This window comes from Porphyromonas sp. COT-052 OH4946, assembly GCF_000765965.1.
Taxonomy (GTDB): domain Bacteria; phylum Bacteroidota; class Bacteroidia; order Bacteroidales; family Porphyromonadaceae; genus Porphyromonas; species Porphyromonas gulae.
The window spans coordinates 70,248-84,139 of record NZ_JQZY01000024.1; the positions used below are offsets into that span (position 1 = coordinate 70,248).

General features: G+C 51.3%; 15 protein-coding genes. 6 read left to right on the top strand and 9 right to left on the bottom strand.

The window, feature by feature from the left end; genetic code table 11:
- Positions 1–30: 30 nt before the first annotated feature.
- The 4 genes from cbiD to cobJ are packed head-to-tail and all read right to left on the bottom strand — an operon-like array spanning position 31 to position 6,334.
- Positions 31–1,839: a cobalt-precorrin-5B (C(1))-methyltransferase CbiD gene (gene cbiD, locus HQ50_RS08475; protein ID WP_039429722.1), complete on the bottom strand. Its 1,809-nt coding sequence runs from the start codon at positions 1,837–1,839 to the stop codon at positions 31–33.
- A complete protein-coding gene (gene cobM, locus HQ50_RS08480) occupies positions 1,836–3,680 on the bottom strand; it encodes a precorrin-4 C(11)-methyltransferase (protein WP_039429725.1) in 1,845 nt (614 codons plus the stop codon). The genes cbiD and cobM overlap by 4 nt, the downstream gene beginning before the upstream one ends.
- A gap of 13 nt (positions 3,681–3,693) precedes the next feature.
- Complete coding sequence (locus tag HQ50_RS08485) at positions 3,694–4,935, bottom strand: bifunctional cobalt-precorrin-7 (C(5))-methyltransferase/cobalt-precorrin-6B (C(15))-methyltransferase (RefSeq protein ID WP_039429727.1); 1,242 nt, start codon at positions 4,933–4,935, stop codon at positions 3,694–3,696.
- Complete coding sequence (gene cobJ / locus HQ50_RS08490; protein ID WP_010955951.1) at positions 4,928–6,334, bottom strand: precorrin-3B C(17)-methyltransferase; 1,407 nt, start codon at positions 6,332–6,334, stop codon at positions 4,928–4,930. Before cobJ ends, HQ50_RS08485 begins: the two co-directional genes overlap by 8 nt.
- Before the next feature lie 223 nt (positions 6,335–6,557).
- Between cobJ and HQ50_RS12665 the strand changes: the two genes are divergently transcribed.
- The 6 genes from HQ50_RS12665 to HQ50_RS08515 all read left to right on the top strand — a co-directional run bounded on the left by HQ50_RS12665 (position 6,558) and on the right by HQ50_RS08515 (position 10,174).
- Complete coding sequence (locus HQ50_RS12665) at positions 6,558–6,650, top strand: DUF1661 domain-containing protein (protein ID WP_161781409.1); 93 nt, start codon at positions 6,558–6,560, stop codon at positions 6,648–6,650.
- A 233-nt stretch (positions 6,651–6,883) separates the two neighbouring features.
- A complete protein-coding gene (locus HQ50_RS08495) occupies positions 6,884–7,384 on the top strand; it encodes an RNA polymerase sigma factor (RefSeq protein ID WP_039418335.1) in 501 nt (166 codons plus the stop codon).
- On the top strand, positions 7,381–7,869 hold the full coding sequence (locus HQ50_RS08500) for a hypothetical protein (protein WP_039426778.1): 489 nt from the start codon (positions 7,381–7,383) through the stop codon (positions 7,867–7,869). The genes HQ50_RS08495 and HQ50_RS08500 overlap by 4 nt, the downstream gene beginning before the upstream one ends.
- Positions 7,870–7,923: 54 nt before the next feature.
- Positions 7,924–8,376, top strand: a complete 453-nt coding sequence (locus HQ50_RS08505; RefSeq protein ID WP_039429854.1) for a DUF6108 family protein — start codon at positions 7,924–7,926, stop codon at positions 8,374–8,376.
- Between the two features lie 33 nt (positions 8,377–8,409).
- Entirely contained in the window at positions 8,410–9,303 is an 894-nt protein-coding gene (locus HQ50_RS08510) for a hypothetical protein (RefSeq protein WP_039429728.1), read from the top strand.
- A gap of 13 nt (positions 9,304–9,316) precedes the next feature.
- Positions 9,317–10,174, top strand: a complete 858-nt coding sequence (locus tag HQ50_RS08515) for a hypothetical protein (protein WP_039418340.1) — start codon at positions 9,317–9,319, stop codon at positions 10,172–10,174.
- Between the two features lie 127 nt (positions 10,175–10,301).
- On the opposite strand, the gene HQ50_RS08520 is transcribed toward HQ50_RS08515, so the two are convergent.
- From HQ50_RS08520 to HQ50_RS08535, 5 genes are all read right to left on the bottom strand, one after another.
- Entirely contained in the window at positions 10,302–10,739 is a 438-nt protein-coding gene (locus tag HQ50_RS08520; protein ID WP_039429731.1) for a hypothetical protein, read from the bottom strand.
- A gap of 17 nt (positions 10,740–10,756) precedes the next feature.
- Positions 10,757–11,098: a DUF6122 family protein gene (locus HQ50_RS12230; protein WP_081960075.1), complete on the bottom strand. Its 342-nt coding sequence runs from the start codon at positions 11,096–11,098 to the stop codon at positions 10,757–10,759.
- A gap of 509 nt (positions 11,099–11,607) precedes the next feature.
- Positions 11,608–12,075, bottom strand: coding sequence for an HU family DNA-binding protein (locus tag HQ50_RS08525; RefSeq protein ID WP_039429734.1), 468 nt, complete (start codon positions 12,073–12,075; stop codon positions 11,608–11,610).
- 675 nt (positions 12,076–12,750) lie between these two features.
- Positions 12,751–13,242 carry a 3'-5' exonuclease gene (locus HQ50_RS08530; RefSeq protein ID WP_013815458.1) on the bottom strand — a complete coding sequence of 164 codons (492 nt, stop codon included), beginning with the start codon at positions 13,240–13,242 and terminating at the stop codon, positions 12,751–12,753.
- A 3-nt stretch (positions 13,243–13,245) separates the two neighbouring features.
- On the bottom strand, positions 13,246–13,884 hold the full coding sequence (locus tag HQ50_RS08535; RefSeq protein ID WP_018965079.1) for a MarC family protein: 639 nt from the start codon (positions 13,882–13,884) through the stop codon (positions 13,246–13,248).
- Between the last annotated feature and the right edge of the window lie 8 nt (positions 13,885–13,892).

A 13,892-nucleotide genomic window follows, 5' to 3' on the forward strand; every position in this document is an offset into this window, starting at 1 on the left:
GGCTGAAAAAAAGCTGACGGCTTACCGGAGTTATTCTCCTTTGATACGAAAACGAATCGCTCCGGACTCATCGATCAGCAGGAGTTCTAATTCGGCCGATGGTACCGATGGGCGGCAAGTCTCCCAAGATCGTTCGGCAATCTTTCGTAGCAGTCGATCGCTGTCCTCCGCACTCGGCATAGTCCATAGCTCACGAGCCAAATTCAGGCTGTCTATTATGGCATGGATGTCTTCCGAACAATCTGCCTGACGAGCCAGTTCGTGCAGGAAATCCCGATTCATCACTACCTTTTTACTGTGCGTGTCCAGATAGCCTTCGGCGAGTTTCACCGCTTTGCCGAGCATGATTCCTACCGTTACCGAACGGACGGAAGGGAAGGAAGCTACACAACTGAGTGATTCGCCGACGAAATTGCCATACTGCACAAAGGCCTGCGGAATGAGTGCCGGATAGGCTCCTTTTACATAACGCTCACTCTTGGCTCCCGAATTGAGGACGATATGATCGGCTCCCAAGGCGGTGGCAATACCTACTTGCTTACGGATGGCACCAACGAATGCTTCGGCCGAAAAAGGTTTCACTACTCCCGATGTTCCGATAATAGAGATGCCGTCCCGTATGCCGAGTCGGGGATTGAATGTCTGGGTGGCAGCCTTTCGGCCTTCGGGTACGCTAATCGTAATATCCACACCTCCCTGCGCATAGAGTCGGCGTACCTCTGCTGTCATCATTCGTCGTGGTACGAGGTTGATAGCCGGGCCTCCGACCTCCAGACCGAGGCCGGGGAGCGTCACTACCCCCACCCCTTCACCCTGCAGGAAGCGGACTTCCTCATGTTCGGGATTGAGCCTGACCGTAGTGCATACCGCCATACCATTGGTCACATCCGGATCATCACCTGCATCTTTCAGGACTGCGGATACGACAGCATCTTCTTCCTCTCGAATTTCCGCTATGGGCAGGCTGACTATTTCGCCCGAAGGCAATTCTACGGGAGCTTCGGCAAGAGAGCCAAGCCCCATCAGTCGATGCATGGCTGCTACTACTGCAGCGGTAGCTGTGGTGCCGGTAGTGAATCCGCTTCGGAGTGAAAAGAATCCCGGCACGAGGCGTTCTACCGCCCGTCTCAAACCGACAGGCCCGCCTACGGGAATGAATGAAGGAGGCAAAGAGGGACGGACGACGGCATATATGCGGATGCCCATCCGTCGGGCAGCTTCTATCTTTTCTCGGAAGTAACCGCTCTCTCCGCTTTCTTTTGTGATAATGGCATCGGGGCGAACGGCTTGCATCAGTTCCTCGTCCGCATGCGGTTCGAAGAAAACGATGCGCTCCGCAGGAAAGCCGTTCTTCTCTGCCAAAGCAACCGATTCGTCTCGCTTCAATATGCGGCAAAAGGTGGTGCGCTCTTTCCAGAAAGCAGCCAGCTTGGGGATCGTATTCACTCCCGTGAGCATCAGCAGACGCTGCACGCCATCGCCAAGCATCCGCTCGGCAGCCGTATCGTAGTTTGCACACCAGACGATACCTTCTTCGCGTGGAGGGTATTGTCTCTCGTATCTTACTACGGGGATACTTGTTTGTTCAGTGGCAGAAGCCACTGAAGCGTGCAATTCTTCGGCGAAAGGATGAGCGGCGTCCACGATCAGCCGGATCTCTTCTTTCCGACAAAACGAAACCATGTCGGCAACCGTCATGGCTCCTGTCAGACGATGGCCGTGGCTGCACCGGATCTCTTGCAGATTGCCTTTGGTGGAGTAGAAAAACGGACTTCCCGCTTCATCCAGCACGCGAGCTGCGGCACGGCCTTCCGTAGTACCGCCGAAGAGTAGGATCATGTGCGGAAGAGGTGTTTGAATTCGTCGGCATACAACCGTGACAGCCCTTCCCGATTGTCTATGGCTTCTCCCACGACTATCATCGTTGTCAGGGTCAGGTTGTTCCCTTTTACGATTTCTGCCAAATGCCGGAGCGTACCTCGGAAGATTTTTTCATCCGGCCAGGTCAGTCGATAGCAGGCCGCTACAGGCGTGTCGGGAGAGTAGTGCATCATCAGTTCGCGCTGTACATCGTCCACTATGCCGGCACTAAGGAAGATACACATGGTGCTTTGGGACTGTGCCAGCAGATGGAGTTTCTCTTTCTCCGGCATGGGAGTGCGCCCTTCGCCACGGGTGAGGATAATGGTTTGTGTACGTTCGGGAATGGTAAACTGTGAGCGCAGAGCTGCGGCCGCAGCTTGAAACGAGGAGATACCCGGCGTGATATGATAGCGCATGCCGTAGTGGTCGAAGAGTGCCATTTGCTCTTGGATAGCACCGTAGATGCAGGGATCGCCCGTATGCAGGCGTACCACTAATTTGCCTCGGCGGTAAAAGTCCGACATGATCTCGAACTGTTCTTGCAGATTCATCGCAGCCGAACTTCTGACCGTGGCACCGGCTTTGGCACAAGCAGTCAGTTCGCGAGGGACAAGGCTGCCGGCATAGAGAATCAAATCGGCCTTTTCCAAGAACTGTCTGCCTCGCACCGATACCAGATCGGGATCGCCCGGACCCGCTCCCACTATTTCGATATGGCCGGCACGGGTGGAGTCGGCTGTCTGTGCCACGGCAAAGGTAAAATCGTTACCCTCCGATAGCTGCCCTTTCTGCTTCTCTATCACAAGACTTCCCATATCCGCTGCTTTCCGTGCCGAGGCTTCGGCTACTCCGTAGCAACCCGTAACGGCAAATACCTTTTCCGAGGGGTTAGCTACTTCCACCGGCTGTAGGTCTTGTCCCGTATATATATGTAGCGGTATCCCTCCGAGACGATGTACGAGATCGGCCACAAGCGGCTCTTCGGCTTTGATGTCGATGGTGGCTATCCGGCCGATGGCTTCGGGAGCATACCCCAATCGCCGTATTTCAGAGAAGATGTGCTTCGCAATACCTTCGGGGGCGCATAGCCTGCGACAACCTACTCCGATCGTAAGAACGGGAGGATAGTAGCAGATCATCGGCAACCGGCTCTCCAAGTGCCGGGCAGAAACAACCAAAATGAGGTCGAACTCCGCCTGATCGACAGCTTCGAATGAGTAGAAAAGGCGGACATGAGGCGGACAAGACCTTTCCAAAAAATCTTCTCCTCGCCCCGAAGTCTCCAATACCAATGCCGTACGTGCTCCCCCCACGAAGAGCGAAATGGGACGATTCATGTCGCCTGTATTGGAAACGGCTTTCCATCCATAGGTCGAAGCCAGCGTATCCAATGCCCAGAGTCCTGTTCGGTCGCTTTGGGTGGTAACCACCGGTTCGCCACCGATGGCAGAGGCGATCAGGCGTGTCAGATCGTTAGCTCCACCCACATGACCGCTCAGAACGGAAACCACGTACCTGCCCGTGCTGTCTACGTTCACTACGGCCGGATCGTGATGTTTGTCCGCCACATAAGGCGCAATGCTCCTTATACAGATTCCCATGGCACCGATGAAAACCCAAGCATCGTATCGGGCAAAAGATTTGGCCATCAGCTCCGCAATGGAAGAGATGCAGGAAACATCCTCCGTGCAGTCGGTAAAATTCGTGCCGACGGCAAAAATCTCTTTCTCTCCCGATAGTTCGGATGCAATGGTCCGCGCCAATGCCAGACCGGCAGCGGATACACAGATTATAGCAGTACGATTCGGTTTCGACATGATTGGGTAGTGTCTATTCTTTTTTTCTTGCTTGGAGTATGTCGATAGGGTTGTTGCCGTCAGCCGTCAGTCGGACGGAGGAGAGCAGCTCCATCCCACAGGCTTCTATTCCGGTGAGGAAGAGGTGCCGACTCTCTTCCGATACGGAGTTGAATACCAGCAGGCCGCCTTTTGTCATAACACTGTGCACCTTAGCGATCATTTCTACAAGACGGCCTCCGTGGCCGCCGATAAAAACGGCATCGGGCGGAGTGAGGGAAGAGAGATCCTCTTCCATAAAATCTCCGATCCGGTAGGCTATGCCGGGTGCACCGAAGCGGCGGCTGTTCACGGACATCAGTTCGGCGCCTTCGGGACGGATCTCAAACGCAGTGATATGCAAATGAGGAAAGTTCAATTTGGCTTCGATGGAAACGGATCCCGTACAAAAACCTATATCCCAAAAGGATGAGGCTCGGTGCAGTTCGAGACAACTGAGCGAAACGAGTCGGAACGGCATCTTCGTAATCATCTTCGTTCGCCCGTTGAGCGGCATGAAAGCACTTTCGGACAGTCCGAGCGGAGCACGACTGCAAGCGAATGGCCGAGTAGCCGAGAGTATCAAGCAGTTGGGGCGTTCGAAGTCGCGATCGGCTGCCTCCTGCAGGGAGAACGTGTCCAAGCATTGTTCTTGGGGGTTTCCCATCCGAGTGCCTACGGACATGGTATAGTCCTCATAGCCGTAATCGAGCATTCGCATTGCGATAGCGGAGGGGGTATGCTCTTGGTCGGTCAGAATGCCGATCTTCTCTGCCCGCTCGATCAGTGCACGGTCGAACTCATGCCATGGCCTGCCCGTAAGCGATACGATACGCATATCGTGGTACGGCATGCGAAGAGCATGAGCAAGCATCTGCAAGCTGTTGAACGTGGGATAGACCGTAACCTCGGCATCGGGTAGCCGATTCATCACCGTATTGGCAAAGCCGAAGAAAAGCGGATCCCCCGAAGCGAAAACAACTATCTCCTCAAACTCCCGATAACGGGCAAATACATCATCCAGCGGTACTGTAATATCTATCCACTCGGCATTCGCAGGGAGTAGTCCGCGCACGATCTCATGATGCCGTTTGCCTCCGCTGAATATCTTGCCGGAAGCAATAGCTGTCATAGCCGCAGGAGGGAAGAAAGGATGAGGGTCATCGCTCATCCCGAGTATGACGAATCGCTGTCGCCGTATCTGAGGAGAAGCACCTCCGTAAGTAGCTTCACACATCGCGCCCCGGTCTGAGTTGTTCGGCATCGTTATAGCAGAGTATGGCATTGACCAGCGTGGCAGCCAGATTGCTGCCGCCTTTACGGCCTTCGACGATAATCTTCGGAATGGAGCGGAACGGCTTCACGGCATGTTTGGATTCCTGTACGTGGACGAATCCGACCGGTGCCGCAATGATCCCGGCCGGAGAGGCTTTGCCCCGACGGATCAGATCGGCCAGTTCCTGTAAGGCTGTGGGTGCATTGCCGAAGGCGAAAAGAGCATCGGGGTGCTCCTCTACGGCCAGGCGTATACCGGCCTGCGTTCGGGTGATGCCGTGACGAGCGGCCAGTTCTGCCACGCGCGGATCATGCAGATAGCATTTGGCCTCCACACCCAGACGCTCCAGTGCCCCCTTGCGAATACCGGAGGTAACCATGGTCACATCTGTGACAATCGTGCGCAGCCGTCCGGCTTCGATCATTTCATACAGAGAAGCCACCGCACCGGCATCCGTGTAGAGTATATTCTCCATATCGAAGTCCGCTGTGGTATGAATGGCATGGAGCAAAGCCCACTTGTGGTCTAAAGGCCAATCCTGACGGTGCAGCTCTTTCTCGATCGTGCGGAAACTCTTGATCATAATCTCCTGCCCGATACCTTTGGCTTCGATCTCTTCTTCGGGGTAGTAGCCGCGAGGGGTGATAAAGTGCCCTTCGTAGCAGTACGACTGCGAATTGCCTACGAGTACGACAGTGAACATATCCACCACTTCGGGATCGAATTCGCCGAGAGTCGTCACCGTCACCTGCTCCTCTTCCCGACCTGCCTGACGGACAAGTCCGACGGGCGTATCGGCCGAACGATACTGCATGAAGATCTCTACGAAACGATAGAGCTGCCAGTATCGGCCCTCGCTCTTAGGGTTGTATATAGCTGTGACGAAGTCTGCGGAGGCTGCTGCCACTATGCGCTTTTCGATGATCGGCCAAGGGGTCATCAGATCGCTCAGCGAGATCAGGCAGAGGTCATGACCGATGGGAGCACCCAGCAGCGAAGCCGCTTTCTGAAAAGCACTGATGCCGGGCAGCACTTCGATGTCCATCTCCACGCCTTTGGCTCGTTTCATTTCATATATAAGAGGAGCCATACCGTAGATGCCGGCATCGCCGGAGCTGATCACGCAGACCGTCTTGCCGCTGAGGGCATACCCGAATGCTTCCTCGGCACGCTGCCGCTCCTTCTTCATGCCGGTATCCACGCAGTGGGTATCCGGACGGAGATAAGGTTCGATAAAACGGAAATAGTATTTATAGCCGACGACTACGTCGGACCGGCCGATAGCCGATAGCACTGCAGGAGTAATATCCGATGCTCCTCCCGGGCCTATGCCGGCTACGATGATTCGTGCTCGATTCATTTTGCTGAAAGCGGATAAAGGTATTGGATGAATGGAGATAGCGAGCGAATGGTGTTCGCCTGCGCTCCCTACAAAAGTAAAGAAATAAGACATGCAGCCATAACGCCCCGACATCGATCCGATCGCACCCATGTCTGTAACCTGCTGGCATGGAAACACGAACCAAAAATGCTCCGATTGTGGCGCGCGTTTTCTCAGAAAATGGCGCGAGAAATTTTTCGTTGTGGCGCGAGAATTTTTCAGTTCCCGAACCAAAAGCGAAAAGTTTACGCGCCACGTTTTGAGGAACGACGAATACAAAAAATCCGGCGCGTAAACCGATCCCTGTATAAGCCGATGTGCCAATGTTTTGCAGTTTGAGTTCGATAGCGGAAGGAAGTAATAGCTGTATTGGATGAGGTGTCGCTTCGGATCGGCGATGGGTGGGTTGAAAGGATGAGATTCAGGGGAACGGCAAAAAAAATGTGCCATCGGATGACAGATTTCGGTTTGTTCTGCGTCTCGTAAATAAAGACCTTTGCAACGGAGGTTTTGTCCCGATTACTTAGCATGGAAGTAGAAGCATTCGCCCATAGCGTAGCCCCTTTGGCTCCTCGGCTCAAACGAGTGGCATATAGCATCCTCGACGACGAGGAAGCTGCGGCCGATGTGTCGCAAGAGGCTCTGATGCGTCTGTGGATCAACCGAGAGCGGCTGGGCGAATACGACAGCATCGAAGCAGTGGCTGTGACCACTGCTCGGCGAATAGCCTTGGATATGCTCCGCAAAGAAGGACGGATGGAACCGCTGCCGGACAATCTGCCTTTCTCCGATCATGCCCCTACACCCCAGGGCGTACTAGAGCAGTCCGAGACCATGCGTCTGGTGGAAGCTGCCATCGAAGCGTTGCCTCCGTTGCAGCGAATGACTTTCCGGCTGAAAGAGATCGAAGGCTACGAAAGCGAGGTAATCGCCCGGCTCGTGGGCGTGAAGGTCGAAGCCGTTTATACCAACTTGAGCCGTGCCCGACGTGCACTGCGTACAGCTCTGGCTCTCCAACTCAAACGATGATGAAACGAATAGGGTTCAACAGAAAAGCTATCCCGACCGAAGCAGAAATAGGCCGGTTGTTAGATAAGTACTTCGACGGGCTTACCTCCGGTGCAGAAGAGGATCGCCTCCGTCGCTACTTCGCGACGGCCCGGCTGCCCGAGCAGTGGGAGCACTTGCGCCCCCTCTTCGGTTATGTCAGTTGCAGGCGTGCCGTGGATGGACGTTTCCTTTCCGACACTCCGAAATCTACCGGTCGGAGCCTGTCGGCAAAGCACTTCCTATGGAGTGTGGGAGGAGCTTCCGTAGCAGCGGCTATCGCTCTGACGATCGCTCTCCGATCGCCTCATGTGGCGGATCAGCCACTGCCGACTACCGGCTCCTTCGCCATGGTGAACGGCGAGCGCGTGAACGATCCCGATCTGGTACGGCAGTATGCACAGGAAGCCTTCGAAGCCGTATCCATCGATAGAGAGGAGCTGGCACAGGAGCTTTTCGACCTTTGACGGATGTACAAGCGAACACACAATCGGAATAAAACAGTATCAGCAAAAAATACGATGAAACAGTACAAACTATATCTGCTCACCCTGCTCCTGTGCCTGACGGCTCTTGCTTCGGCATACGGACAAAGCCCGGCACAGCCGCATGTACAGGGGGTATTCGACCGCTATGGCCGAGCCAAAGATGTGACGATGGTAGTGATGAACAGGGAGATGTTGGACGAATACGACATTCATCTGTACAAGAGCCTGACCATGCGCGATCCGGGCAAACGCCTGCAGAAGATACAGGATGCGGTATCCGCTGATCGAAAGTCTGCCAAAAGTATCAAGGAGGTGATAGACTCCGGTATCCTGACTTCGGGCTACTATGAACTCTCTCCGGCCAACGGCCTGAACCGATATATACTCTATCGCTACAGTCCCAAACGCGGTATCACGCTCATCTACATCGAGGGTAAGATCGGTTCCGAGGATTTGGTATCGCTCCTGATGCAAAACAAGAATTGATAATCAACTAACACATAAAATACAGAATCACTCATGAAAAAAGCATTTCTCTTTGGCCTCGCCGGTATCTTCTTCGTGCAGATGGCTATTGCCGGCAAGCCCGCGCAGGTTTCTCTCGACACGACTGTCCGAATCGATGACAAGGTAGTCGTCATCAACGAAACCGAGGACGACATCGACATCACGCTCTACCGCTACAATGCCGACGGTACGCACGGACGGAACGAACAGGTATTCAAAGGAGTGTATCTCAAAGGGCGGAGCATCGAGCAGCGTTTCCGCAATACGATCTTCGATGTACCTCTCAACCTTACGAGAAGCAGCAAGTGCACCGGCGACAAACGGATTCGTTCCATTGGGTTGGGTTCTTTCAAACTCGGATTCGTAAACCTCACGGGCTCTGCAGGCGAGCATGTCAATGCCAGCTCTTCGCTCCGCTATACGCTGGGTTTGATGAGCGTCTCGTACCGACTCAATGACTGGCTGGTGATCGCCCCCAATCTGGACATCGAGTTCAACTCCATTCACCTGAAGAACAATCATTCATTTCAGGATGTAGAGGGGCTTACCCAAGTGCTCCAGGCTGCCGAAGGAATCACTTACGACAACAGCCGACTGCACATTACCTATATGAACGTCGCCGTACCGTTTATGATGAAGAAGTGCCGCAGCTCCTTTTCTCTCTATGCCGCTCCAGTGCTGAAGTTCAAGACGGCTTCCAGCTCTAAGGTGTGGTTGCCGGACAACAAGAGTCATCAGAAACACGGTCGCGATCTGAACCTGAATCCTATCGTCCTCGAAGCCCGTGTCGGTATCAATTACAGTGCTTTCAATCTCTATGGTTCTTATACGCTTACGCCCCTGTTCCGCAGCGGAAAAGGACCTGATACACGCATGTTCGCCATCGGCTTCGGCTTTGGCTTCTAAAAACGAAAAAGCAATGAAACGTTTCTTTTTGACCACCGCTATACTGCTGTCCTCCGTGCTTGCCTCTTACGCCGACAGCCTTCCTTCGGCCGTTCGCGATACGGTGATTCGTGCCGGGGAGAAAACCATTATGATCAAGGATGGTGAGGACGATTTCGAGGTAATTATACAGGAGTCCATGCCTTCGGGAGATACGATCCGAAACGAAAAGATATTCAGAGGTGTCTATCGCAATGGTCGCAGCATCGAACAACGCTTTCGGAATACTTTGATCAATCGGCCGAACAGGGATAAGGAAATGCCCATTTGGGGTACTTACGGTTTAGGTTCTTTCGAATGGGGAGGGTTGTTTGTCGATGACTCTCATTCCGACATAGGTCGGAGTCATTCCTACCGTATTTCGCTCCAGCTCTACGGAGATATTTACCGTCTGAACAAGTATCTGGTACTGACTTATGCCCTCGGCTGGGATGCCGATCTTTACCGTGTCACCGACTCCAAAACGCTGAAGAATATCGACGGAGTGACTACCGTAGTGGATATGCCCGGCCGAGCCGAATGTAGCCTCTCTGCCGTATATCTGAAAGCCATGCCGGCACTGGTATTCAATGGGGTCGGTTCTAACTTGGCTGTCTATATAGCTCCTGTATTGAGAGCCAAAGTATATTCTGTTGCTATGACCGATGGCCCGGATATCCGGCTGGAAAAGTTGAGGAGGGTCAATCTGAACACCTTCTCGGTCGAAGCCCGTGCCGGTATCAACCATCGTAACGTAGGGATTTTCTTTACCTATTCGCTGACACCACTTTTCCGAAGCGGTAAAGGCCCCAAGCTCCATCCCTATACATTTAGTTTGTCTTTGAGTTTGTAAATACTCACCCATATCTATTCGGACAAACCACCTCAAAAACGGATGCGGGACAGAATAAGGTTTTTAATACCTCATCTGTCCCGCATGCTATCTATTGATACACAGGTATCCAATAAAAATAGTCCATCTATATCCTAATTACTCTATCACATGTCTCCCAGTAGTAATCATCATTAAATAAGTCTGGAGCAGATCTCTTCCTAAACTCTATTTTAATACCACTTGACACTAATGTTATAATTGCAGAGAAATCATAACTGTCGTAAAGTACTCCAAATCGTCCTCTGTACGAATGTGTACCACTCGCTCTAATATTATTCTCATCTATAACAGAAAAATTTGCTATTGATAATGAATTCTGTACATATGTCCTTCCTTTGAAGCAAGAATTATAACACTCTCTGCAAAAAGCCTCAAGAAATTTATTGACATCTTGTTTTTTCACGAAGCTAGAAAGAGTATTAGTTTCTTCTACAGAAGTCTTATTGATTTGTTGTGCTTCTACTTGGATAGAAGAGAAAATTGCTAAAAAAAACATCAATAGTAATGTTTTAGTCTTTTTCATAACCTAAAAAAAATGAGTTAAAAATTCCAAAAATAATAATCTTGAAAATCAGTGAACATATGGAACAGGCATCCTATCCCTATTGGGCGTATCCACCAAGGCAGATTAAATCTTTTTAGTGGCACGACACAAAGTATCGTATAAAATCCTATTGCCCAATAAGAATGCAGCGGATGAAATCCAATACTGCATCTGTTTGGGTCGAATATGGGTGTTGCCAATAAATGATCTAAATCTACCAACATTGTGCATAGCATGATTAAATAAGCCTTTATGCGTTTACCTTTCTGAAAGAATAAGGCAAACAATAGAGGTGCAAGAAAATGGAAAGAATAGTGAACAATAAATTGGATACTCATTTGAGCTTAATAATTTTATTATACTTAAAATGATGCATATTCCACTAAATAGTCTTCATTAGTTGTCTTTTTGCAGATTAGCAATAAGAAAACAAACAATCAGAGAGCATATAGCTGTCCATAAAGGCAGCTCAGTAAGAAGACCCAAACCATTGGACTCGCTCGGATCATAACGTATTTTAGGAAAGATGACTATAATCCTATATAACAGAAATTAAGTTTCAAAAATAGCCTTTTTATTATGTGTTTTTAGTTGTTTTATTATTGCTGTATGTGGAGTCAAGGTGATTTGTTAATCTTTTAAATCAAAAGCTTTACCAAGCCCATACATTATTGGTAGAGAAAGCCAAACTAAGAATGTATGCTCCCTCTACGAGTAAAATAATAAATAATATTTGATAACAACAAGGGAAATAGCACAACTCGTTTTGCTATTTTTAAACGATCTGACATAGTAATTTAATTATTATCCGTAGGCTGTCATCAGCCTACGGATGAGAAATTTGCAATCAGAGGCCTCCGCTTCCGCCGGTTTGTTCGCCACCGCCTTCGCTCGGTGTGGAGGGAGAGGTGGTGTCATCTACTTTCTGACCGTTACGGTAGACAGCCAGACGGATGTTCTCGGCTACGGCAGAGAGCGTATTATTGATATAGAAACGGATTCTGGGCTTTTTGAGGATGGAGGCATTCACCTCTTTCTCCGTTTCCACATACTTGGAAGGAACGGACACGCGGAAGGTGCCGATCTGTCCGAGTCTGACGGTATTGCCCTCGGTGAGTTCGCGCTGGAGGTAGTAGGCGAGTCGGTCGATGGCATTGCGCACATCGCCTGTGGTCAGGGAGGACATCTCTGCAATGTCTTTGATGACGTCCTCGTACTCGATTACTCGGGGTTTGTCCACTTGGGCATAGTACATGGTCTTGTCCTTGTGCTTGCCGATCTTCATGATCTGGCTCTTGACTGATAAGTTCAGCATAAGAATAATTGTTAAAGGGTTAATATGATAATGAAATGTTGTCAGTCCAAGAAGACCCCCGAGGGATCCCTATTGAGACCCCCGAGGAGTCTCCTATGGGATCCCTAAGGAGTGTCTGGTGGGACCCCTTAGGGGTCTCAGGAGGGATCCCTGAGGGGTCTTGGAGGAGATCCCTTAGGGGTGTGGATCCCGAAAGAAAGGGGAAAGGGTATGAGGTATCCTGCAAGACTTCCCGATCGAGGCCTTGCAAAGGTTGTAACAGACTGTTTGTCAGTTGTTTATAAATGTAAAACGGGGGGGGGGGGGAAAAATGCCTTTATTCGGCATTCCGACGGCCGCTACGGGGCTATCGTCAGTAGTAAGGATTTGAGGGGATTTCAAACGGAAAAAGCGCAGGGAGCGACTTGGTATGCAGTCGCCCACGAAGGTGGTTTTCTTTGCTTTTATGTCCCGATACATGGTTCCCGATAAATGTGATTGAGAGAGTCCCAAAGGTAGAAAATATATTCATACGATTGAGTTCTTTTCGGTCTTTTTTTTGTGTAAAGTGGGAGTATCGGCTCTTTTGGATTGTGAAAAAACATGGGCACTCGCATACAAGCCGGTCTTTATATTATAGAAATGCTTGTAGCGCGCAATGGATAAAAGAGGGGCATGAGGCTTCATGCCGGTTTTCTACAAGAGCTTCAGGGCGATGGCGGCACAGGCTTCTGCATCTGCCAGGGCTTGGTGGTGTTGTGCCAATATATATCCGCAGCATTGGGCTACGGTGGGCAGACGATGATCGCTGAGGTGTCGCAGTTGGCGGCGTGCTGCTTGGAGCGTGCAGAAGAACGGGTAGTCGGGGTAGTCCATTCGGTACATCCTGAATACCGCCTTGAGGCAACCTTCGTCGAACGGCTTGTTGTGTGCCACGAGCGGAAGCCCTGCGATCAGAGGCTCCACCTCGGCCCACACGTCCGGAAAGATCCGTGCCGACTCGGTGTCGGCAGCGGTCAGTCCGTGTACGCGTGTATTGTGGTAATTGTAATAGTCCGGTTCGGGGCGAATCAGGCTGTAATAACGGTGTACGATCTCGCCACCTCGTACAACGATGATGCCCACGCTGCAGACGCTCGTCCGCTCGGCATTGGCCGTCTCGAAGTCTATGGCAGCAAAGTCCAGCATCGCTTACTTCTGCAAGGCTTCGTTCATCGTCTCGATGATCTTGACGATATTGCCGGTGAAGAACTTCACCGAGATGGCAAGCAGAATGACACCGAAGAATTTGCGCAGGATATATATACCGCCCTTGCCGAAGAAACGCTCCAGCTGGTTTACGAAACGGAGCATCAGGTAGATCATAGCCACGTTGATCAGGATGGCAATGGCGATGTTGGTCATCGCTATACCGTCGGCACGCAGCGTGAGGATGGTGGTAAACGTTGCCGCACCGGCAAAGAGAGGAAATACCAGCGGCACGATGGTGGCACTGCCGGCAGGCCCGTCGTCCTTGAATATCTGCACGCCGAATATCATCTCCACGGCCATCACGAAGAGGACGATAGCTCCTGCTACGGCGAAGGAAGAGACGTCCACACCGAAGAAGTTCAGCATAGGCTCTCCGATGAAGAGGAAAGCGAGCATCATGACGCAGGAGAAAGTGGTGGCCTTGCCGCTATGGAAGGACTGGCCTCTGTCCTTGAGGCTAAGCACCACGGGAATAGCACCGATAATATCGATCGCTACGAATAGAATCACGAAGGAGCCTATGATCTCTTTCAGGTCGATAAGGCTCAAGTCCTGTAACACTTTGTCTAAAAAATCCATCGTTTCTA

What these genes read in the sequence shown, in the direction of transcription:
- HQ50_RS08525 (WP_039429734.1), bottom strand. Translation starts at nt 12,075, where the DNA reads ATGCTGAACTTATCAGTCAAGAGCCAGATCATGAAGATCGGCAAGCAC.
- HQ50_RS08535 (WP_018965079.1), bottom strand. Translation starts at nt 13,884, where the DNA reads ATGGATTTTTTAGACAAAGTGTTACAGGACTTGAGCCTTATCGACCTG.
- HQ50_RS08520 (WP_039429731.1), bottom strand. Translation starts at nt 10,739, where the DNA reads ATGAAAAAGACTAAAACATTACTATTGATGTTTTTTTTAGCAATTTTC.
- cbiD (WP_039429722.1), bottom strand. Translation starts at nt 1,839, where the DNA reads ATGATCCTACTCTTCGGCGGTACTACGGAAGGCCGTGCCGCAGCTCGC.
- HQ50_RS08530 (WP_013815458.1), bottom strand. Translation starts at nt 13,242, where the DNA reads ATGCTGGACTTTGCTGCCATAGACTTCGAGACGGCCAATGCCGAGCGG.
- HQ50_RS08485 (WP_039429727.1), bottom strand. Translation starts at nt 4,935, where the DNA reads ATGTGTGAAGCTACTTACGGAGGTGCTTCTCCTCAGATACGGCGACAG.
- cobJ (WP_010955951.1), bottom strand. Translation starts at nt 6,334, where the DNA reads ATGAATCGAGCACGAATCATCGTAGCCGGCATAGGCCCGGGAGGAGCA.
- HQ50_RS08510 (WP_039429728.1), top strand. Translation starts at nt 8,410, where the DNA reads ATGAAAAAAGCATTTCTCTTTGGCCTCGCCGGTATCTTCTTCGTGCAG.
- cobM (WP_039429725.1), bottom strand. Translation starts at nt 3,680, where the DNA reads ATGTCGAAACCGAATCGTACTGCTATAATCTGTGTATCCGCTGCCGGT.
- HQ50_RS12230 (WP_081960075.1), bottom strand. Translation starts at nt 11,098, where the DNA reads ATGAGTATCCAATTTATTGTTCACTATTCTTTCCATTTTCTTGCACCT.
- HQ50_RS08495 (WP_039418335.1), top strand. Translation starts at nt 6,884, where the DNA reads ATGGAAGTAGAAGCATTCGCCCATAGCGTAGCCCCTTTGGCTCCTCGG.
- HQ50_RS08505 (WP_039429854.1), top strand. Translation starts at nt 7,924, where the DNA reads ATGAAACAGTACAAACTATATCTGCTCACCCTGCTCCTGTGCCTGACG.
- HQ50_RS08515 (WP_039418340.1), top strand. Translation starts at nt 9,317, where the DNA reads ATGAAACGTTTCTTTTTGACCACCGCTATACTGCTGTCCTCCGTGCTT.
- HQ50_RS08500 (WP_039426778.1), top strand. Translation starts at nt 7,381, where the DNA reads ATGATGAAACGAATAGGGTTCAACAGAAAAGCTATCCCGACCGAAGCA.